Source organism: Mesorhizobium sp. B2-4-14, assembly GCF_006442155.1.
Taxonomy (GTDB): Bacteria; Pseudomonadota; Alphaproteobacteria; order Rhizobiales; family Rhizobiaceae; genus Mesorhizobium.
Window position 1 is genome coordinate 255,838 of sequence record NZ_VFVA01000003.1, and the last position, 21,031, is coordinate 276,868.

General features: G+C 62.0%; 17 protein-coding genes and 1 riboswitch. Of the genes, 9 read left to right on the forward strand and 8 right to left on the reverse strand.

The features are described 5' to 3' along the window. Positions 1 to 48: 48 nt before the first annotated feature. A riboswitch (SAM riboswitch) is annotated at positions 49 to 126 on the reverse strand. Between the two features lie 91 nt (positions 127 to 217). After that, a complete protein-coding gene (locus tag FJ938_RS04445) occupies positions 218 to 1,312 on the forward strand; it encodes a 2'-deoxycytidine 5'-triphosphate deaminase (protein ID WP_140691461.1) in 1,095 nt (364 codons plus the stop codon). Positions 1,313 to 1,512: 200 nt separating this feature from the next. Here FJ938_RS04445 and araD1 read toward each other — a convergent pair whose 3' ends face one another. The 4 genes from araD1 to chvE all read right to left on the reverse strand — a co-directional run bounded on the left by araD1 (position 1,513) and on the right by chvE (position 6,693). Further along, the gene (araD1, locus tag FJ938_RS04455; protein WP_140691464.1) at positions 1,513 to 2,505 is read right to left on the reverse strand and encodes an AraD1 family protein; all 993 of its coding nucleotides are present in this window, start codon (positions 2,503 to 2,505) and stop codon (positions 1,513 to 1,515) included. Between the two features lie 196 nt (positions 2,506 to 2,701). Then, the gene (gene mmsB / locus FJ938_RS04460; protein ID WP_140691467.1) at positions 2,702 to 3,994 is read right to left on the reverse strand and encodes a multiple monosaccharide ABC transporter permease; all 1,293 of its coding nucleotides are present in this window, start codon (positions 3,992 to 3,994) and stop codon (positions 2,702 to 2,704) included. Further along, positions 3,991 to 5,523: a multiple monosaccharide ABC transporter ATP-binding protein gene (mmsA, locus tag FJ938_RS04465; protein WP_140691470.1), complete on the reverse strand. Its 1,533-nt coding sequence runs from the start codon at positions 5,521 to 5,523 to the stop codon at positions 3,991 to 3,993. The genes mmsB and mmsA overlap by 4 nt, the downstream gene beginning before the upstream one ends. A 99-nt stretch (positions 5,524 to 5,622) precedes the next feature. Beyond that, complete coding sequence (gene chvE / locus FJ938_RS04470; protein WP_140691473.1) at positions 5,623 to 6,693, reverse strand: multiple monosaccharide ABC transporter substrate-binding protein; 1,071 nt, start codon at positions 6,691 to 6,693, stop codon at positions 5,623 to 5,625. A gap of 311 nt (positions 6,694 to 7,004) precedes the next feature. On the opposite strand from chvE, the gene FJ938_RS04475 reads away from it, so the two are divergent. From FJ938_RS04475 to FJ938_RS04485, 3 genes are all read left to right on the forward strand, one after another. Next, entirely contained in the window at positions 7,005 to 7,994 is a 990-nt protein-coding gene (locus FJ938_RS04475; RefSeq protein WP_140691476.1) for a LysR family transcriptional regulator, read from the forward strand. A gap of 75 nt (positions 7,995 to 8,069) precedes the next feature. Next, positions 8,070 to 8,450 (forward strand): protamine-2 (modular protein), encoded by a 381-nt coding sequence (locus tag FJ938_RS04480; protein WP_140691479.1) that lies wholly within the window; start codon positions 8,070 to 8,072, stop codon positions 8,448 to 8,450. A gap of 244 nt (positions 8,451 to 8,694) precedes the next feature. Then, positions 8,695 to 9,453: a Stf0 family sulfotransferase gene (locus tag FJ938_RS04485; protein ID WP_140691595.1), complete on the forward strand. Its 759-nt coding sequence runs from the start codon at positions 8,695 to 8,697 to the stop codon at positions 9,451 to 9,453. A 275-nt stretch (positions 9,454 to 9,728) separates the two neighbouring features. On the opposite strand, the gene FJ938_RS04490 is transcribed toward FJ938_RS04485, so the two are convergent. From FJ938_RS04490 to iolD, 4 genes are read right to left on the reverse strand one after another with little or no spacing between them, the layout of a single operon-like run. Then, positions 9,729 to 10,688 carry a substrate-binding domain-containing protein gene (locus FJ938_RS04490; RefSeq protein ID WP_210240604.1) on the reverse strand — a complete coding sequence of 320 codons (960 nt, stop codon included), beginning with the start codon at positions 10,686 to 10,688 and terminating at the stop codon, positions 9,729 to 9,731. 26 nt (positions 10,689 to 10,714) lie between these two features. Continuing rightward, entirely contained in the window at positions 10,715 to 11,728 is a 1,014-nt protein-coding gene (locus FJ938_RS04495; protein WP_246673178.1) for an ABC transporter permease, read from the reverse strand. Beyond that, entirely contained in the window at positions 11,658 to 13,226 is a 1,569-nt protein-coding gene (locus tag FJ938_RS04500; protein WP_140691482.1) for a sugar ABC transporter ATP-binding protein, read from the reverse strand. The genes FJ938_RS04495 and FJ938_RS04500 overlap by 71 nt, the downstream gene beginning before the upstream one ends. Positions 13,227 to 13,254: 28 nt before the next feature. Continuing rightward, positions 13,255 to 15,096 (reverse strand): 3D-(3,5/4)-trihydroxycyclohexane-1,2-dione acylhydrolase (decyclizing), encoded by a 1,842-nt coding sequence (gene iolD / locus FJ938_RS04505; RefSeq protein ID WP_140607657.1) that lies wholly within the window; start codon positions 15,094 to 15,096, stop codon positions 13,255 to 13,257. A gap of 36 nt (positions 15,097 to 15,132) precedes the next feature. On the opposite strand from iolD, the gene FJ938_RS04510 reads away from it, so the two are divergent. The 5 genes from FJ938_RS04510 to FJ938_RS04530 all read left to right on the forward strand — a co-directional run bounded on the left by FJ938_RS04510 (position 15,133) and on the right by FJ938_RS04530 (position 20,866). Continuing rightward, entirely contained in the window at positions 15,133 to 16,170 is a 1,038-nt protein-coding gene (locus FJ938_RS04510; protein WP_246673180.1) for a MurR/RpiR family transcriptional regulator, read from the forward strand. Between the two features lie 342 nt (positions 16,171 to 16,512). Then, a complete protein-coding gene (locus FJ938_RS04515) occupies positions 16,513 to 17,949 on the forward strand; it encodes an NAD-dependent succinate-semialdehyde dehydrogenase (protein ID WP_140607656.1) in 1,437 nt (478 codons plus the stop codon). Positions 17,950 to 17,959: 10 nt separating this feature from the next. Continuing rightward, positions 17,960 to 18,775, forward strand: a complete 816-nt coding sequence (locus tag FJ938_RS04520) for an aldolase/citrate lyase family protein (protein ID WP_140607655.1) — start codon at positions 17,960 to 17,962, stop codon at positions 18,773 to 18,775. After that, positions 18,775 to 19,740, forward strand: coding sequence for a hydroxyacid dehydrogenase (locus FJ938_RS04525; protein ID WP_140607654.1), 966 nt, complete (start codon positions 18,775 to 18,777; stop codon positions 19,738 to 19,740). Before FJ938_RS04520 ends, FJ938_RS04525 begins: the two co-directional genes overlap by 1 nt. Continuing rightward, positions 19,730 to 20,866 carry a Gfo/Idh/MocA family oxidoreductase gene (locus FJ938_RS04530; RefSeq protein WP_140691486.1) on the forward strand — a complete coding sequence of 379 codons (1,137 nt, stop codon included), beginning with the start codon at positions 19,730 to 19,732 and terminating at the stop codon, positions 20,864 to 20,866. The genes FJ938_RS04525 and FJ938_RS04530 overlap by 11 nt, the downstream gene beginning before the upstream one ends. Positions 20,867 to 21,031 lie beyond the last annotated feature (165 nt).

Below are 21,031 nucleotides of genomic sequence, written 5' to 3' on the forward strand. Positions count from 1 at the left end.
TCCAGACACAAAAAAACCGGCCGCGAAAGTCGCAACCGGTCCATACGGCCTTGCGGCCCGACGGTCCTTTAGCGACTTGTTTAACGTGGCTGCAAGCCGACCGGCCAAATCACCACGGGATAACGACCCTTTAGACCCGCGCCACGCTTGCGTCAATTGCCGGCTTCATTAAGAGGGTTGTACCAGACCTCGCCCGGCCTTCGAGCGGAGCTAGACTTTGCGGCAGACAGGCATTCTTCCCGATCAGGACATTTCGGCGCTGTTCCAGTCCGGCGCGCTGAAGTCGCCGCGCGCGCTCGATGCCGATCAGATCCAGCCGGCGAGCCTCGATCTTAGGCTCGGCGACAAGGCATGGCGGGTACGGGCCTCCTTCCTGCCTGGTCCAAGCCACAAGGTTTCGGAAAAGCTCGATCGGCTGCAGCTTCACGAGATCAACCTGACCGAGGGCGCGGTGCTGGAAACCGGCTGCGTCTACATCGTGCCGCTGCTCGAAAGCCTGGCATTGCCAGCCGACATTTCGGCATCGGCCAATCCGAAAAGTTCGACCGGGCGGCTGGACATCTTCACCCGTGTCATGACCGACCGAGGGCATGAGTTCGACAAGATCGCCGCCGGCTATACCGGTCCGCTCTATCTGGAAGTCAGCCCGCGCACCTTCCCGATCGTCGTGCGCACCGGCTCGCGCCTGTCGCAGATCCGTTTCCGAACGGGCAATGCGCTGCTCTCGGAAGCCGAACTGCATGAATTGCACCGCGCCGAGATGCTGGTCGCCACCGAACCGCCGAACATTTCGGGCGGGGGCATCGCGCTGTCGATCGACCTCAATGGCGACAGTGACGGGTTGGTCGGCTATCGCGGCAAGCATCACACCGGTCTCGTCGACGTCGACAAACGCGCGGCACAGGACGCCCTCGATTTCTGGGAGCCTATCCACAAGAGCGGCGCCGGCGAACTGGTGCTCGATCCCGATGAGTTCTACATCCTCGTCAGCCAGGAAGCGGTACATGTGCCGCCGCTCTACGCCGCCGAGATGACGCCGTTCGACCCGCTGGTCGGCGAGTTCCGCGTCCACTATGCCGGCTTCTTCGATCCGGGCTTCGGCCATTCGGCGGCCGGCGGCACCGGCAGCCGGGCCGTGCTCGAAGTGCGCAGCCACGAAGTGCCGTTCATCCTCGATCATGGCCAGATCGTCGGCCGGCTGGTCTATGAGCACATGTTGAAGCGGCCGCAGGCGCTCTACGGCACCGATCTCGGCTCCAACTACCAGGCGCAGGGCCTCAAGCTCTCAAAGCATTTCCGCGCCGCGCGCTGAGGTTTGCACTGCCAATCTCCCCCCTCGTGGGGGAGATGGCCGGCAGGGCAGCGGGGGGCGCGAAGGAACGCTGCCTTCGTGTTTTGATACACAAATGAAGACTTCCGAAGTCTGAACTTTGATAAAGTTGATAGGTCGGCGGGACAGCGCCCCCCTCTGGCCTGCCGGCCATCTCCCCCACGAGGGGGGAGATCACACTCTTACAACGCCTTCACCGCCACCTTCACCGGCTGCTCGATCTCCAGCGGATTGCGCAGCGGCAGTCCGAAATCCCCGGCCTCGATCTCGAACACGTCGCCGGCCTCGGTCTTGATGCCATCGGCGAAGGACAATGTCGCCGTGCCGAACATATGCACATGCACATCGCCCGGCTGGCGGAACGCCGAATATTTGAAATGATGGTGTTCGAGATTGGCGATGGTGTGCGACATGTTGGCTTCGCCCGACAGGAACGGCTTTTCCCACAGCGTCTTGCCGTCGCGCACGATGCGCGATGTGCCGCGGATGTCGGAAGGCAGCTCGCCGATCAGGATCTCCGGCCCGAACGAGGCGTTGCGCAGCTTGGAATGAGCGAGGAAGAGATAGTTCACGCGCTCGGTCACATGGTCGGAAAACTCGTTCGACAGCGTGAAGCCGACGCGGAACGGCGCGCCGTCGTCGCCGATGACATAGATGCCGGCGATCTCGGGTTCCTCGCCGGCGTCCTTGGCGAACGCCGGTGACTGGAGCGCGGCACCCGGCGCCACCGCCATCGTGCCGTTTCCCTTGTAGAACCATTCCGGCTGCACGCCGACCTGGCCTTTCGCCGGTTTGCCGCCTTCCAGGCCCATGCGGAACATCTTCATGGAATCGGTGAGCTGCTCCTCGCCGTCGGTGCTGAGCTTCCTGTGCATGGAATCGCGCGTCGCCGCCGAGCCGAGATGGGTCAAGCCAGTACCCGTCAGATGCAGGTGCGCCGGATCGGGGTGATTGATCGGCGACAACAGCCGCCCCTTCTTGTAGGCGGCGTCGAGATCGACCGTCTCGCCGAGCCCCTTGCGATCGATCAGGGTGGCGAGGCCGACGCCGGTGCGGGCAGCCTCCATTGCCAGCGAATAGACGCTGCGGGCGCCGTTGATGATCCGGGTCTTGCCGCCGCTGCGGGCAACGACACGGATGGTCTCGGCGTCATCGAGAATTTGCGAGATCAGCATGATCAGTCCTCTCTCATGTGCCTTGGCATGGCTCCCAGCTGGGCAAACCTTCCCAAGCGCGGCTGGAACGTTGTCCATGCCACGGGTGAAATTCTCGTTCGGATTGCGCTCGCGGGCCTGTCCCTTGAGGGAACTTCTTCGTGCCAGTCGGTTGCCGGCAGCGCCGCGGTGTGACCCGTATGCCTTCCTGGTGCCCTCAGCCCTTGTTCTTGTTGTAGACGTCGAACACCACGGCACCGAGCAGCACCAGGCCCTTGACGACCTGCTGCCAGTCGACATTCACACCCATGATCGACATGCCGTTGTTCATCACGCCCATGATGAAGCCGCCGACCACCGAACCGATGACCTGACCGACGCCGCCCATCGCCGAGGCGCCGCCGATGAACACGGCGGCGATGACGTCGAGTTCGCTGCCGAGGCCTGCCGCCGGCACCGCCTGTCCAAGGCGCGCCGCGATGATCAGGCCGCCAAGCGCCGACAGCACGCCCATGTTGATGAACACGTAGAGGGTCAGCCGCTCGGTGTTGATGCCCGACAGGAGTGCGGCCTTGGGATTGCCGCCCATCGCATAGATGCGGCGGCCGATCGTCATGCGCTTGGTGACGAAGACGAACAGCGCGATCAGCGCAGCCATGACCGTCAGCACGACCGGAAAGCCCTTGTAGGTGGCGAACTGATAGACGAGGAACAGGACAAGCGCGCTGATCACCAGCGTCTTGATAGTGAAGAGCGAGAACGGCTCGGCCTGATAGCCGTGCCGTTCACGCGTGCGTCGTGCCTTGAGGCCAAAGAAAATATAAGCCGCCACGCCTATGACCCCGATCACCATGGTCGTCATATGCAGCGTCAGGCCACTGCCGATGATGGTCTTGCCCGCCGCGTTCACGGTTGGTGCAATCAGCGTCAGCGGGCCGATCAGGTCGGGAATGAAGCCGGAACTCAGCTTGTTGAAGCCATCCGGCAGCGGGCCGACCGAGGAGCCACCGCCGAGCAGCGCCTGGCACATGCCGCGAAAGATCAGCATGCCGGCCAGCGTGACGATGAAGCTCGGTATTCGATGGTAGGCGATCCAATAGCCCTGTGCCGCGCCGATGGCACCGCCGATAATCAGGCAGACGATCGACACGACCAGCGGATTGCTGAGCGGGCCTAGGTTCCACGTCACCATCATGTTGGCCGCGAGCGCACCGATGAAGCCGGCGACCGAACCGACGCTGAGGTCGATGTAGCCGGAAACGATGACCAGCAGCATGCCGAGCGCCATCACGATGATGAAGGAGTTCTGCTGCACGAGGTTGCTGAGGTTCAGCGGCTTGAACAGTGTGCCCGACGTGGTGAACTGGAAGAACACCATGATGGCGATCAGCGCCAGCACCAATCCGTAGTCGCGCAGATTGGTGACCAGTGCCGAGACCGCGAAGCGTGGCGTGTCCGTCCCGCCATCGGCAGTGGCGGATTGCGGTACGGGAGCGCTCTCTGTGCTCATGATGCTTTTCCTTCTCCCCGAACGATGGCGCGCATGATCTTTTCCTGGCTGGCGTCGCTCGCCGCCATTTCACCGACGATGCGCCCTTCGTTCATCACATAGATACGGTCGGTGATGCCGAGCAGTTCGGGCATTTCCGACGAGATGACGATGATCGCCTTACCTTCGGCGGCCAGGCGCGCGATGATCGTGTAGATTTCGTATTTGGCGCCGACATCGATGCCGCGCGTCGGCTCATCGAGGATCAGCACTTCCGGGTTGGCGAACAGCCATTTCGACAGCACCACCTTCTGCTGGTTGCCGCCCGAAAGGTTGCCGGTCATCTGGTAGACGCTCGACGCGCGGATATTGGTCTTCTTGCGATAGTCATTGGCGACGTCGAGCTCGCGCAGGTCGTCGATCACGCCGTGGCGCGACACGCCGCCAAGATTGGCGAGCGTGGTGTTGTGCTTGATATGGTCGATCAGGTTCAGCCCGTAGGTCTTGCGGTCCTCGGTGACGTAGGCGATGCCTTGCTTCACCGCCTTGCTGACCGAGGACAGGTCGACAGGCTTGCCGTTGAGCAGCACCTCGCCGGTGATGCGGCGGCCATAGGAGCGGCCGAACAGGCTCATGGCGAATTCGGTACGTCCGGCGCCCATCAGCCCGGCAATGCCCACCACTTCGCCTTTGCGCACATCGATATCGATGCCCTTGATCACCTGTCGGTCGGCATGGAGCGGGTGATAGACCGACCAGTCGCGGATCTGCAGCACGACATCGCCGATCCTGGGCTCGCGCGGCGGATAGCGGTCGTCGAGCGAACGACCCACCATCGAAGTGATGATGCGGTCTTCCGAAATGTCCTTCCTGGCAAGCGTCTCGATGGTGCGCCCGTCGCGGATGATGGTCACCTTGTCGGCGACCCGGTTCACCTCGTTGAGCTTGTGCGAAATCAGGATCGAGGTCATGCCTTGCCGCTTGAATTCGAGCAGCAGGTCGAGCAGGGCCTGGCTGTCCTTTTCCGACAGGCTCGCCGTCGGCTCGTCGAGGATCAAGAGCTTCACGTCCTTGCTCAGCGCCTTGGCGATCTCGACCAGTTGCTGCTTGCCGACGCCGATATTGGTGATCAGCGTATTGGGATCTTCCTTGAGGCCGACCTTCTTCAGCAACCCGGTCGTGCGCGCCTCGTTGGCATCCCAGTCGATGATCCCGCGCCTGGCATGTTCATTGCCAAGAAATATGTTCTCGGTGATCGACAGCATCGGCACCAGCGCAAGTTCCTGGTGGATGATGACGATACCCTTGTGCTCGCTGTCGTGAATGCCCTTGAAATGGCACTCCTCGCCGCGAAAGATGATCTTGCCGTCATAGCTGCCTGACGGGTAGACGCCCGACAGGACTTTCATCAGCGTCGACTTGCCGGCGCCATTCTCACCGACCACGGCGTGGATCTCGCCTTCCTCGACACGCAGGTTGACGTTCGACAGCGCCTTCACGCCGGGAAACGTCTTCGTGATGTCCTGCATCTCCAAAATCGTCGAGGCCATGGGCAATAATTCTCCTGCGAGGTCCGCAACAATACCGGGATCGCTGGTGAACGAAAAGGGGCCCTGCGTTGCGCAGGACCCCTCGCTTTGCAACGGGAATTACTTCAGGTCTTCGGCTTTGATGTAGCCGGATTCGACGACCAGCTTCTGGTAGTTCGACTTGTCGACTTCATGCGGCGTCAAGAGGATCGAGGGCACGACCTTGACGTCGTTGTTGTAGGTCTTGGTGTCGAGACCGTCCGGCTTGCCGCCCGACAGCACCTTGTCGACCAGTTCGACGGTCGCCTTGGCGAGGTCGCGCGTATCCTTGAACACGGTCGAATACTGTTCGCCGGCGATGATTGCCTTCACCGAAGCGGTTTCGGCATCCTGGCCGGTCACCACCGGCCACGGCTGATCGGCAGTGCCGTAACCGACGGCGCGCAGCGAGGCGATGATGCCGCGCGACAGGCCATCATAGGGCGACAGAACGCCATCGACGCGGGCGCCGCTGGAGTAATTGGCCGAGAGCAGATTGTCCATGCGGGCCTGTGCGGTCGCGGCCAGCCAGCGCAGCGTGCCGACCTTGTCCATGCCCATCTGGCCGGACTTGATCTTGATCGAGCCGTCGTCGATCATCGGCTGCAGGACGGACATCGCGCCGTTGTAGAAGAAGAAGGCGTTGTTGTCGTCGGGCGAGCCGCCGAACAGCTCGACGTTCCACGGCTTGGTGTTCGGAAAACGCTCCTTGAGGCCCTTGACCAGGGAATTGGCCTGGATTACGCCGACGCCGAAATTGTCGAAGGTGGTGTAATAATCGACATTGGCCGTCTTCTTGATCAGGCGGTCATAGGCGACGACGACGACGCCTGCGTCATTGGCCTTCTGCAGCGCGGCCGACATCGTCGTACCGTCGATCGAAGCGATGATCAGCGCCTTCGGACCCTTGGTGATCTCGTTTTCAAGCTGGCTGAGCTGGTTGGGGATATCGTCCTGCGCGTACTGCAGGTCGACCGTATAGCCCAGGGCCTCGAGCTGGGACTTGACGGCGTCGCCGTCATTGATCCAGCGCTGCGAGGTCTTGGTGGGCATCAGCACGCCCACGAGGCCCTTGTCGGCTGCGTAGGCGGTGGCCGACATGGCCGCTATGCTGACCGCCAAGGCGGCGACTAACGTCTTGATGATTTTCACTTAACTCTCCCTGGTTGATGGACGCGGCACCCCGGGGGGTCGCGGGCCGCGCAATCGTGCAGAAGCGCCAAGGCACTGCTGCCGTCATATCGATCTCCGGTATCCTCCCATGGTCCCGAGACGCTGATTTCAATCGATACGATTTTCATCGTCGCCGATCGTCGCATTTCGGAACGAACTGACGTTGCGACCCTTTTGCCATAACTGTCAAATGCGATCTTTGATGTTTGCTATATCGTGGTTGGTATGAATTATTGGAACGCGGCAGGTCGGCACGAATGCCGGCCGCCAGGAGAGAAAGCGGGGAAAGCATGGCGGCGCTGCGAAATCCGGCTGCGGTTTCAAACGGTCACAGTGAAAAGCCAGGCGATGGCGAAACCTTGCTGCGCAGTGGGCTCAGCCTGCGTCACATGCGCATGATCGTCGCGCTCGACGATCATGGCCGGGTGAGTGCCGCCGCGCAGGTTATAAACATTTCGCAGCCGGCGGCGTCACGCATGATCGGCGAGATGGAGGCGGTGCTGGAGGTCAAGTTGTGCGAAAGGCTGCCGCGCGGCATCACGCTGACGCCCTACGGCAAGGCGCTGGCACGGCGTGCGCGTTCGATCCTGCTGGAGATGCGCGAAGTCGATCGCGAGATCGCCGAGCTCAAGGCGGGCAAGGGCGGTTCGGTGTTCCTGGGTGCCGTGACCGCGCCGGCTATCGAACTGGCGGTCCCGGCGATCCGCGAAATCCGCCGTATCTATCCACGCATAGAGATCACCATGCAGGTGGAAACCTCCAATGTGCTGGCGCGCGAGCTGATTGCCACGCGCCATGATTTCATCATCGCGCGCATTCCCGACGACCTTAACCCGAGACTGTTCGAATCCCGTGTCATCGGCATCGAGAAAGCTTGCCTGATCGTGCGCCGCGGGCATCCGCTCACCCGGGGCAGCGTGGTGCGGCTGGAAGATACCGCCGCCTATGACTGGGTCTTCCAATCGGGCGGCTCGCCCTTGCGCCAGGCGATGGAGAGTAATTTCCTGAACCGCAACATCGCGCTGCCGGACAGGATCCTCAACACCAGTTCGCTGCTCTTGACGCTGGTCATGGTCGCCCAATCCGACGCCATCGCACCGGTTTCGGTCCAGGTGGCGAAATTCATCCAGAATCCCGACGGGCTGGCCGGTGCCATCGACGTTGTCCAGACCGAATTCGACATCGAGGTGAGGCCTTACAGCCTGATCACGGTCAAGAACCGGGTGTTGTCGCCGGCCGCCAAGATGCTGCACGATTTCATCCTGCGCGAAGTGGGATGAGGGAACAACAATCGCGACCGCGCGTTCAGGCACGATCGGCATGCCCGCGGAAGCCCATTTCGGCGAGGGAATGAGATGCCGATGATCAACTTGGAGGAGGGTTCGATGGAACGTCGGTTGTTTCTTACTGGAATGCTTGGCGCCGCGGGGGTGGTGGCCTTTGCGAGTGTGGCCGGACCCGGCCGCGCGGTTGCCGGTATTCCACAGGGCAACGGAATTCTCGATGAACTGGACAAGCCGGATCCGGCTGTCTCCGAAGGGGATGACGAGGCCGGATTGGAGCAGGTTTCCGATCGTCGCTGGCATCGCTACGGCGAATGGCGTCATGGTCGCCGCTGGCGCCGCCGCCATGGGCGCCGCCGTGTCTGGCGCAGGGTTTGCCGCCGGACCTGGCGTCACGGCCGCCGCCACGTGCGCTGCTGGCGCGAGCGCGTATGGGCCAGGGTCTGGCTGTAACCGGCTTCTGCCTGACCCAAGGACCGGCCACGTGCTGGCCGGTCTCTTCACAACAAATCTTGTGCGGCCTGGCGTCGATCGCTCAATGCGACGGATTTCGCATTCATTTTAGCTTAGCGACGGAACGATATCAGCCTCTGGCCGTTGCAGCGCTGTTTAGGTGGAGCATGCCGAGGGGCCATCAAGAAGAACCGTATTTTGTGATGAGGATCATGCGTTTGCAGGCAGCGGGCAATCAGCACGCATGAAAGGCGTGGCGATACTGACTGAGGCCCGTAGCGGCTCCGAATGGCTTGGCAGCCTGGCAAACAGCGCGGGATTGTTCGGTAAGTCGGCAGAATGGCTTGATACGGCCAATCTGGGATGCAAGCCGAAATCCTTCGACGAACTCATGTCCGCGGTGATCGATCGCGGCGGGACGGCAAATGGCAGGTTCGCCGTAAAGCTGTTTCCCCGGCACCTTCACTGGTCGCAGGCGAAATATGGAGCCGACTTCCTTGCGGAATGCCTCCGACGCCATGCCATGGGTTTGGTCCTGCTGGAGCGGCGGGACCGCCTTCGCCAAGCGATTTCTTACTGTCGGGCGAAGGCATCAGGCCGTTGGAGAAGCACGGACGGCGCGGATTTGGTTCCGCAATATGACTTCGCCGGTATCTGCCAGGCCTATTTCCTGATCGAACAGAGCTATGCCTTCTGGGAAGCCTACCTGCGCATGGCGGACCTGCCCTACGATCATTTCTTTTACGAAGACCTGTTGGACGACCCCCGCCCTTATGTGGCATCGGTGGCCCGGCAATTGTCGATTGAAATGCCGAACCGCGAGTTCAAGACGAATTTGCGGCTGCAACGGGACAATCACACCGAGGACTGGGCAGAGCGATTTCAAAACGACGTCAAATCCCAGGGCCTGCTGGCACATCTCCCCAAAAGGGTGGCGCCGCGAAATATCAACAACCTCGCCCGGTTCCTTCTCAAGAAGCAGATGCGAATTGGCCAGGCCTGACTTGACCAATGTCATGTCGGCCCCATCACGTGGGCGGGGTTCGTCGCTCAGTGCGGTTGGCAACAGCACATAATCGTGACGGCCGCACTGCGCCTCATACCGGACGTTCTGGACTGTTGTGATTGCCTAAAGGCAGACGTCACCGCCCGCAATGCATTGTCGGCCCGACGCTCTAAAAGTCATTATGCGACGGGCTGCCTCGCGACAGTGTGTAAAACTGGCGCCGCTACTGCCGCGCCAGCACCTGAATGTCTGAAGGTCTGACCTACGATCCTTCAGTACGGCGAATCGGGAAAATAGAATTCTTCCGCGTTGTCCTTGGTGATCAAGGGGCTGTCCAGGATGTAGCGCCCCCGAATTGGCGCCTGCGTCGCGGTGCGCATGGTAGTAAGCTCGATCGCCGGGATGATCAGGGTTGGCGGATAGAAAATGTCGGCGTCGACGGCGCCGCCGCCGTCCTTGACCATCTTGACAACTTTGTTCATGCCGGAACCGCCCAAAACTACGATCTGTTTCGGCCTATTGGCCTGCTTGATTGCCTCCATGGCGCCGAGCGCGGCATCGTCGTCGCCCGCCCACACGCCGTCGATGGCGTCGTATTTCTGCAGGAAGTCCTGCATCACCTCGAAACCCTTGTCCGGATTCCAGTTGGCGAACTGCATGTCGAGAATCTGGACCTTCGAGCCCCCCAACTCCTTTTTGAAGGCATCGATGCGGACATTGTCGATCGTGGTTGGAATGCCCCTCATGACGACGATCTTGGCACCATCGGGAAACTTCTTCTTGAAGTAATGCCCCGCGATCACGCCGTATTGCGGGTTGTTGCCGCCGACATAGAGGTCCTCGATGCCTTCCTCCGACAAGCCGCGATCGACGGTCGTTATGAACACGCCTTTGGCCTTGGCCTGCTTCACCGGTTCGGTCAGGGGCTCGGATTCAAACGGCAGGATCACCAGCGCGTCGATGCCTCGCGCGACGAGATCCTCGACGTCGTTGACCTGCTTGGAAGCGTCGTTGGCGGCAGCGACCACGAACTCGATGTCAGGGAAGGCCTTTTTCATCTGTTCGACGGTACGCTTGGTCTGGAAGTTGAGACCGCCGGTCCAGCCATGGGTTGCCGCCGGGATGGAAATGCCGATCGTCTTACCGCCCGCTGCCAAGGAAGTTTTCGGCATGCCTACGGCGCCGAGCGCGAGCGCGATCGCTCCGCCCTTTAGGAAAGTTCTCTTCTCCACGGTGTGCTCCTCTCTAGGATAGCGGGTCAGACCTCTCGGCGACCCTTCTGCAGATAAACGGCGATGATGATGATGACCCCCTGGAACGCGCCGTTGAGATATGGGCTGGCGAGCGCCGTGAGGTTTAGGATGTTGTCGATCAGGCCGAGAATAAGGACCCCGACGATCGACCCCCAAATGCGGCCGAAGCCGCCTTTGAGCGCGGTCCCGCCGATGATCACGGCGGCGATAGCTTCAAGCTCCCACAGGAGACCGGTTGATGGCGTCGCGGCGCCGAGCCGCGGAACATAGATCATCGTGGCCAGGGCAACGCAGACCCCTTGGAACACGTAAGTCAGGATCCGCACGCGGTGGACGCGGATGGCCGAATATCTGGCTACTTCCGGATTTGACCCGATGGCGGTGATGTGGCGGCCAAGCCGGGCGCGGCGCAGGACCAATTCCGCCCCTATCGCTAGAACGATCATCGCGATCAACGGGTAGCTTACGCCGGCGACTGAGCCATAGTAGAGTGGTCGCGCGATCCCCTTGAGGCTGCTTGAAAGCGAGATCGAACCACCGTCCGAAAGCCAGGTGATGACGGACCGGAAAATGCCCATCGTGCCCAAGGTGACGATGAAGGCATCGATGCCGCCCTTGACGACGAGGACGCCGTTAAGCGAGCCCGCGACCACGCCCAGCGCCAATGCCAGGACTATGCCGATCAGCACGACCAGCCAACTGTCCCCGAGCGACGAGCCTGCAGCGTTCATGCCCATGATGACTAGGCCAGCGATCAGCGCCGACATTGATCCGACGGAAAGGTCGAGGCCACCAGCGGTGATAACGTAGGTGGCGCCAATGGCGATGATGCCGACGATTGCCGAGCGGGTCAGCAGATTGGATAGGTTGCCGGCAGACAGGAAACTGTCGCTCAGCATGCTGCCGATGAAGATCAGCGCCAGCAGGGCCATGATAGGTCCCAACGCGCTAAGTCGCTTGGTGGCGCCAAACCACGAACGGTGTGGCATGGCGTCGGCGGGGTTGGCGGCGGCGTTCATTTTGTGCGGCCTCCTTGGTCAGACCCATAGCGAGGCGAACGATGGTGCCCTCGTTGATGTCGTTGCCGGTCAAGTCGCCGGCGACGCTGCCTTTGCGCATCACCAGCACGCGATGCGCCAGACCGATGACTTCCTGCATCTCGGAAGAGATCACCACGCAAGCGGCGCCTTGCGCGGCGAGCCCGGCGATGACCCGGTAGATCTGCTGCTTGGAGCCTATGTCGACGCCGCGCGTCGGTTCGTCGAAGATGACCACTTCCGGTCGGCTCGCTAGGGTCTTGGCGATCAGGACCTTCTGCTGGTTGCCGCCGCTGAGCGACCGCGCGATTGCGTTGGGGGCGCCCCTTCGTATGTCGAACTCGCGAACAGCCTGGTCCAGCCGTCCGCGTTCTTCCGCTCTATTGATCCAGGCTCGGCCTCTCAGCGCGCCGACGGTAAGGGAAACGTTCTCATCGAGGCCGGCATCCAGGAGAAGCCCTTTACCCTTGCGATCTTCGGTCAGATAGGCCAAGCCGGCGGCCCATGCCTCGCGCGCCTTGGGCAGGTGTCCGCTTGCGGCTTTGGCAAAAGCGAAGTTCCGGCATTGCGCGGGTCTCAGGCCGGCGAGCGCTTCAAATGCTTCGGTCCGGCCGGAACCGACCAGTCCGGCAATTCCAAGAATCTCGCCGCGGCGCAGTCGGAAGCTGACTCCACTGACATGAGGCGGGCTTTGCAGATCGTCGACGCTGAGCACGACGTCGCCCGCGGGCATTGCACTCTTTACTGGATAGAGTTGGCTGAGTTCGCGGCCGACCATCAGCGCCGCCATCTCGTCTTCCGTCAGTTCCGACGCCGGTCCAACATGCCGGATGCGCCCGTCCCGAAGAACAGCCACTCTGGAGGCGATCGCCTTCACCTCGTCGAGACGATGAGAAGTGAAGATGATGGAACCTCCGTCCGACACGAATTGCCGCATCCGCCGGAATAGGGCTTCCACTTCGCGAGCGCCCAGCACGGCGGTCGGTTCATCCATGAGCAGAAGTTTCGGGTTCCTCGCGAATGCCTTTGCCACTTCCACCATCTGCCATTCGGTGTTGGGCAGGCCGGAAAGCTTGGCGCGGGGATCGGCTGACGAGCCCAATGCGTCCAGAAGCAGGCGGGAATCTCTGTGTATTTTCGGATAGTCGACGAGAAGGTGGCGACGAGGTTCGCGGCCGATGAAAATATTCTCGCCGACGGTCAGGTCCGGCGCGAGGCAGAACTCTTGGTGGATAAGGACGATCCCAGCATCCTCGGCACTTTGAACGGTCGCGGGGAGGGGACGTCCGCAGATCAAGGCCGTGCCGGCCGTTAGCGGCACATAGCCGCCAACGATGCGCATCAAGGTAGATTTCCCGGCGCCATTCTCGCCCACGAGGGCAAGAATTTCCCCACGATCGACCGACAAGGTGAGATCCTCGAGAACAGGATTCAGCCCATACGTCTTCGCGACGTCGCGCAACTCGACAAACGCCGTCATGAGATTTGACCTTCGGATTGTGATGAAGTCAGACGCCTACGCGCTGCTTCCTGCGAGCTTGAGCCTGTTCCATATGCGCTTCCTGCACCTGCGGCCTGGCGCTAACCTCGGGCACACCCACATCCCACCAGGCATCACCAGGCGTCCAGGTGAAACCATCGGACACCAGCGTGATGACCGTTGTCCGGTCCGTTCCGAGGGCCCAATCGACGGCTTGCGCGAGGTCCGCCAGACTGTCGACGCGCCGAGTGAGCGCGCCCATCGATTCGGCGTGCTTCACAAAATCGACGCTGAACGGCTCCTTCACGCGGCAATCCTTGATCAGGTTGTTGAAGGAGGCAGCGCCCTTGGCATTCTGGAGACGATTGATGACGGCGTAGCCGCCGTTATCGCAGACGATCACCACCATCTTATGGCCCGACAGGACCGTGGAATAAATGTCCGAGTTCATCATCATGTAGGTGCCATCGCCGATCATCACGATCGGCGTTCTCGTCGGGTCGGCCATGGCGGCACCCCAGCCGGCGGCAATCTCGTAGCCCATGCATGAGAAGCCGAATTCGCAGTCGAACGTATTGGGAGCCTTGACGCGCCAGTTCTTCATGACCTCACCCGGCAGTCCGCCCGCAGCCGTGATGACCAGGTCACGCTCGCCTGCGCGCGCATTCACGATGCCGATGACCTGGGCGTAGGTGGGAACGGGCTGATTGGTCGGCTGCTGGTACCCATCCAGCGCTTTGTTCCACTTGGCGAACTCGACGCGGCCCTTCTCGGTCCATTCCCTTGGCGCCTGCCACTCCTCCATCGCCGCCCCCAACTCGTTCAGCGAGGCCAGGGCATCGCCCACCACCGCCAGGGCACGATGCTTGGTCGCGTCCCAACGGGCCGCGTTGATGGAAATGAACTTGGCGTCCTGCGCGAAAGCGCTCCAGGAGCCGGTGGTGAAATCCATCAAGCGCGTGCCGACGGCAACGATCACATCCGCTGACGCGGCAAGCGCGTTGGCCGAAGTCGAGCCAACGATGCCGATCGGGCCGACATAGGCCGGATGATTGTGGCTGACCGTGCCTTTGCCGGCGATCGTCTCACACAACGGAATGCCGTGGATGAGGGCAAGGTCGGCCAACACCTGCTCGGCGCCTGAGTAGCGTGTGCCGCCACCAGAAATGATAAGCGGGCGCTTGGCAGCCTTCAGCAGCTTCACCGCTTCTGCAAGCCGGTCGGCATCAGGCCGTGGCCGCGGGATCGCGTGCACCGTCTCGGCGAAGAATTCCTCTGGGTAGTCCCAAGCCATCTCCTGGACATCCTGCGGCAGTGCGATGAATGCCGGGCCGCAATCAGCCGGATCGAGCATAGTGGCGACTGCCTGGGGGAGGGAGGAGATTATGCCTTCGGGATGAACGATGCGGTCCCAATAGCGGGTTACCGGCCTGAAGGCGTCATTGACGTTAATGGTCGGATTGCCGAAGTGCTCGACCTGCTGCATGACCGGGTCGGGGCGGCGATTGATGAAAGTATCGCCGGAGAGCAGCAGCACCGGCAGACGGTTCGAATGGGCCACCCCGGCGGCGGTGACCATGTTGAGGGCGCCGGGACCGATCGAGGTTGCGGCCACCATAATCTGGCGGCGGCGCTTGGCTTTGGCGAAACCGATTGCCGCGAGTGCCATCGACTGCTCGTTTTGCCCGCGCCATGTTGGCAACCTATCCTGGACCGCTTCCAGCGCTTCCGACAGGCAGGTCACATTGCCGTGCCCGAAGATGGCGAAGACGCCCGGAAAAAGCGGTACCCGCTCTCCGTCGACGATCGTGAACTGATTGCAAAGATAGCGGACCAGGGCTTGCGCCATGGTCAGACGGACCACTGACATTTGACTCCTCCGGGCATCGCGGCAACATCATGCCGAATGATGAATTCAATTCCTATTGCGGAACTGACTTTTTTGCAAGTGGCATTGCAGCAGAATGCAACGACAAATCCGGATCACCGGTTTTCGAGCCGGAATTCTCCGCTGGTAAACCAAGTGCAAAGAAGCCATCATGCAACAAAAATTGCAAGGATGTTGGCCGTGGATGAGAAAGTGAAAGCCCCAAAGGACTACGAGGAACTCATCCGCGTGATCCACGATCGGTATGAGCAGATGAGCAAGTCATACCAGAAGATAGCCGTATATCTCACGCAGAACCCAAATGATGTTGCGGTGCGATCCGTGAACGCGATCGGGGAAAGCAGCGGTGTTCACGCATCGAGCTTCGTGCGCTTTGCCCAGGCGCTAGGCTATGAGGGGTTCAAGGATCTTCAGACCCTTTTCCAGAAGCGATTGTCCACCGCGGCGCCCGGCTTTGAAGCGCGCGTCAAGGCGCTGGAGACGGAACTGGGGGCGCGAACCGACCGCAGCGAGTTCGGCCTGATGCACGATCTGGTCGTTCGTGATATCGCCTCGCTGCAGGAGATGCTCACAGCTATCCCGCCGGCAGATTTGGCCGAAGCCGTCAACCTGCTCGAGAAGGCCGACGTCATCTATCTGATCGGGCAATTGCGCTCGGCGCCAGTGGTCGAACTCCTGCGTTACATACTGACGATGCTGGGCAAGCGATGCACGTTGCTGGACCCTGGCGGCGGGCTCGCCACGCATATGGCTCGCGTGATCCGCCCACAGGATGTGCTTTTCGCGGTATCGTTCCGGTTCTATGCAAACGAGGTCGTGAATGTCGTGGAAGAGGTTGCCAGCAGGGGCGTCCCCATCGTGGCGATTTCGGACAGCACCTTGTCGCCGCTGACCAAGAGCGCACGCGTGCTTTTTGCGGTGCCCGAGCACGAATACACGTTCTCAAGATCGCTTGCGGCCCCGATGTGTCTTGCGCAGGCGCTAACAGTAGCGCTGGCAGCGCGCTTGCAGAACAATGGCGTTGACCCGCGGATCCCGACAGTCACAGGGCAATAGCTCTTCTGTGCCGCGGGCGGTGAGCATCATGCCGAGGGTGGCGATGAAGGGGGAGGAGCGGCGCAGCCTTGTGCTGCTCCGTATTGAAGCGAAAATCGACTGGTTGCGATCTACCATGAAATGTCTATTGACAAACCAATAGATGTTGCAATGATTGTTGCAATACGGTTTTAGGGAGGATTGCGCCAGCCTGCGCAGGGCTCGCGATCCATCGGCCATGCCGAGGATCAGCGCAGCCGGAGGTTGCTCCGCAGGGAGCGGAACGCTCATCCCACCATGCCGGAATCTTGTGACCGTTGCGCTGCCGCGTGGCGTGTCTCGTGCTGCATTCGGGGTGCTCAGATGTATAGCGACTACGGACTTTTCATCGACGGAGCCTGGCACTCAACGGGCGGGGGAGGCTTCACGCCGGTCCTCAGTCCGGTCACCGAACGGGCGCTTGGCGAGGTACCGAACGCGAGTGGGGAGGACACGCGCGCCGCGCTTGAGAGCGCTGATCGCGGATTTCGTTCCTGGAGAGCCAAGTCCGCCTTCGAGCGGGCCGACGCCCTGCATCGGATAGCCGACGAAATGCTGCGCCGCAAGGACGAAGGGGCACGGATGATCTCCAGCGAGACCGGCAAGCCGCTGGCGCAGTCGGAGCGGGAATGGGCTCTCGCGGTCGATCAATTCCGCTGGCATGCCGAGGAGGCGCGTCGCATCTACGGACGTGTCATCGAGAGCCGTGTCCCGGGCGGGCGTTTCGAGGTCCTGCATGAGCCTGTCGGCGTCGCCGCGGCCTTCACGGCCTGGAATTTCCCCGCAGCACTGGTGGCCCGCAAGGTCGCGCCAGCGCTGGCCGCCGGCTGTTCGATCGTGGTGCGCCCCTCGAGCCAGACCCCGGGCACGGCCATGGTCATGATTGACTGCATGCGAGCGGGCCTGTTGCCTGCGGGCGCGGTCAGCCTGCTGGTCGGCCCCACGGAAGCCACCTACACGCCGATCATGGCGTCGAAAGTAGTCCGGAAAGTGTCCCTGACCGGCTCAACGCGGGTCGGTCAGCAGATGATCCGCGATGCCGCCGATACGGTCAAGAAGGTCTCGATGGAACTGGGCGGCAACGCGCCGCTGATCGTCTTCGATGATGCCGATATTGAGACCGCGCTCGGTGTGGCGGTGCCGACCAAATATGCCAACGCCGGCCAGGTCTGCGTTACGCCCGACCGCTTCTTCATCCATGAAAGCCTGCATGACAAATTCGTCGAGGGCTTCGTCTCCCGGGCGAAGTCGCTAAAGCTTGGCGATGGTCTCGACCCCTCGGTGCAGATGGGGCCGCTGATCAACCGCAAGCGGCTCTCAGACATCGAGGCCGTGGTCGCGGAGGCCGAACGGCAAGGTGCCACGGTCGCCGCCGGCGGCCGCCGTGCGGCGGCCTTCAATGCCGGGCATTTCTTCGAGCCCACGGTGCTGACCAATGTCAGCGACGACATGGCGGTCTTCGCCGAGGAGAATTTTGGGCCGGTGGCGGCGATCAGCTCGTTCTCCAGCGACGACGAGGCGCTGCAACGCGCCAACACCTCCGACATGGGGCTTTCGGCCTACGCGTTCACACAAAGCCCGAAGCGTGCACGCCGGGCGGTTGCCGAACTGAAGGCTGGAATGGTCGGCGTCAACAGCTTCGCTCTTGCAGCCTCGGAGGCGCCCTTCGGCGGCACCAATTTTTCGGGCATGGGCAGGGAAGGGGGTATCGAGTCGATCAGGGACTACCTCGACACCAAGCTAGCCCAAGTCGTGTTCTAGGGCTGCCGCCATGATCCCCAACATCCTCAGGAAGCTCTGGGCCGATGGCCGTCCGACCATCAATGGTTGGCTCTCGATAGGCAATTCGTTCACCGCCGAGATCATGGCCGCGCAGGGCTATGACAGCATCGGCATCGACCTGCAGCACGGCGCGCTCGACTACAACGCCATGCTGCCCATGCTGCAGGCCATGCGCGCCTCGGGCGTCACCCCGCTGGTGCGTGTCCCCTGGCTCGAGCCGGGCATCATCATGAAGGCACTGGACGCCGGCGCCTACGGGATCATCTGCCCGATGATCAACACTGCGGAGGAAGCCGCACGATTTGTCTCCTGTGTGCGCTATCCGCCGGTGGGTCAGCGCTCCTTCGGGCCAACCCGCGCCAATTTCGCGGTCGGCGCCAACTATGCGGCGGAAGCCAATGGCGAAATCCTCGCCTTCGCGATGGTCGAGACCGCCGACGCGATGGCTAATCTCGATGCGATCGCGGCCACGCCAGGGCTCGACGGCATCTATGTCGGGCCGGCCGACCTGACCTTCAGCCTGCACGGCGGTCGCCTGCCTCCGGCCTTCGACCGCGAAGAGCCGGAAATGATCGAGGCGTTGCAAACGATTGTGCGGGCATGCCGCAATCATGGCATTCGCGCCGCGCTGCATTGCGGCACTCCGGAATATGCCGGCCGCGCAGTGGGGTGGGGCTTCGACATGACCACCGTCTCCAACGACGTGCGCCTGCTCGCCGGCGCCGCCGACGCCGCCGTGAGGCGGTTCCGGGCGCTGACGGCCGGAGTGTCCGCCAAGAGTGCCGACGCCAGGGGAGGCTACTGATGCCGCATGTGCTTGTCGCAGGCAAACTGCATCCTAGCGGCGTCGCCCTGCTCGATCGGGCTCCGGGTGTAACCTACGACTATGTCGAGGAGGTTTCCGAGCCAAGCTATGCCTCGCTGATCGGCAAGGCCGATGGGCTGGTCATTCGCACCCAGCCGCTGTCGGCTCCGACCATCGACAATGCACGCAACCTCCGCATCGTCTCGCGGCATGGGGTCGGCTACGACTCTGTCGACCTGCCGGCGCTCAACAAACGCGGTATCGCGCTGGCAGTCGTCGGCGATGTCAATTCCGTCTCCGTGGCCGAGCACGCCATCATGCTGCTGCTGGCAGCCGCCAAGCGCACGCTGCGCGCCGATCGGGCCGTTCGCGAAAAAGGCTGGAACTGGCGCAACAAGCTCGAGGCGTCGGAACTAGCGGGCAAGCGGCTGCTCATCATGGGTTACGGCCGGATTGGCCGGCATCTGGCCCGTATGGCCGCTGGCTTTTCCATGGAGGTCGAAGCCTACGATCCTTTTCTTGAGAAGGTTGGCTGGCCGGATGGCCAGGTAAGGTCGGCCGGCGACCTCGACGCGGCGGTCGGTCGTGCCGACGCGATTTCCGTGCACGCGCCCAAGGGTGAGAGGCCGTTGCTCGGCGCTCGTGAATTCGGGCTCATGAAACGCGGCGTCATACTGATCAACACCGCACGCGGCGGCGTGGTCGACGAGTCTGCCCTGATCGAGGCGCTGCGCGGTGGCGCGGTGGCGGCCGCGGGACTAGATGTTTTCGACCACGAGCCCCCTGACCCGGATAATCCGCTGCTGGCTATGGATCAGGTGATCCTGACGCCGCACATCGCCGGTCTCACCGCCGAATGCGGGGAACGCATGGCGGTGTCCTCGGTCAGGAACGTCCTCGATTTCTTCGAAGGCAAGATCGACCCTACGCTCGTCGTCAATGGATCAGAAATCAATGGGAAATGAGAAACCCAAGCTGCGGGTCGGGCTGATCGGGACCGGCTTCATGGGCAAGACCCATTCGTTCGGGTTCGCCGCGGCGGAACGTGTTTTCGATCTGCCCTTCGAGCTCGAGCTTCATACCGTCGCGGACCGCACCGAAGAACTTGCCCGCGCAGCTGCGCGTGGGCTCGGCTTCAAGAACGCTACCGGCGATTGGCGCCGACTTGTCAGCGAACCGGATATCGATCTTGTCGACATCACCGCGCCAAACGCGTTCCACCACGAGATGGCGCTGGCCGCGATCGCCGCCGGCAAGCATGTCTATTGCGAGAAGCCGCTTGCACCGCGCGCAGCAGAGGCCGCCGAGATGGCAAACGCTGCCGTGTCTGCCGGCGTAAGCACACAGGTCGGGTTCAACTATCTATGCAATCCGATGATGGCGCTGGCCCGTGAACTCATCGCATCCGGCGAGCTTGGCGAAATCCGTAGCTATCGCGGGATTCACGCCGAAGACTACATGGGCGACGCGGACGGTCCCTTCACCTTCCGCCTCGACCCGGTAGGTGGCGGTGCGCTGGCCGATCTCGGCAGTCATGCCTTGGCGACCGCCGAGTTCCTGATCGGCCCTATCGAACGCGTTCTTGGCGACGAGGTCACCGTCATCAACAGTCGCCCGGACGCCAAGGGCGGCCGTACCGCCGTCGAGGTCGACGACATCGGCCGCGCATTCTTGCGCTTCGCCAACGGCGCCACGGGCAGCATCGAGGCGAGTTGGGTGGCGACCGGCCGCAAGATGCAGCATGACTTCGAGATCTACGGTTCCAAGGGCGCGTTGACGTTCAGCCAAGAGCGCTTCAACGAGCTTCATTTCTACGTCGCGGCGGATGCTGGCCGTGTCCGTGGTTTCCGTCGGATTGAAGCAGGGCCTGATCATCCGCCCTACGGACTGTTCTGCGTCGCCCCAGGCCATCAACTTGGCTTCAACGATCTCAAGGCGATCGAGATAGCGCTGTTTCTTGAGGCCATCGCGGGCCAGCGCTCCGAGCCGTTCGGCTTCAAGTCCGGGCAGCGCGTTCAGGAACTCGTTGAGGCCGTTCACACGTCGGCGGTTGAGACTCGCTGGGTCTCCACCCTAAAGCATGTCGCGTGAAAGAGGATTCACGCAACCTGCTTCAGGTCTTTGATTTAAAGCATGCCTCCCGAAACCGCTGCACACTTTCGGGAGGCATGCTTTAGCGAGCAACTAAACTCTTGGGTTATCCCGAAGGTAACGGCGCGCTATAAGCCGCGTTGGGACGACCGCCCCGGCACTATT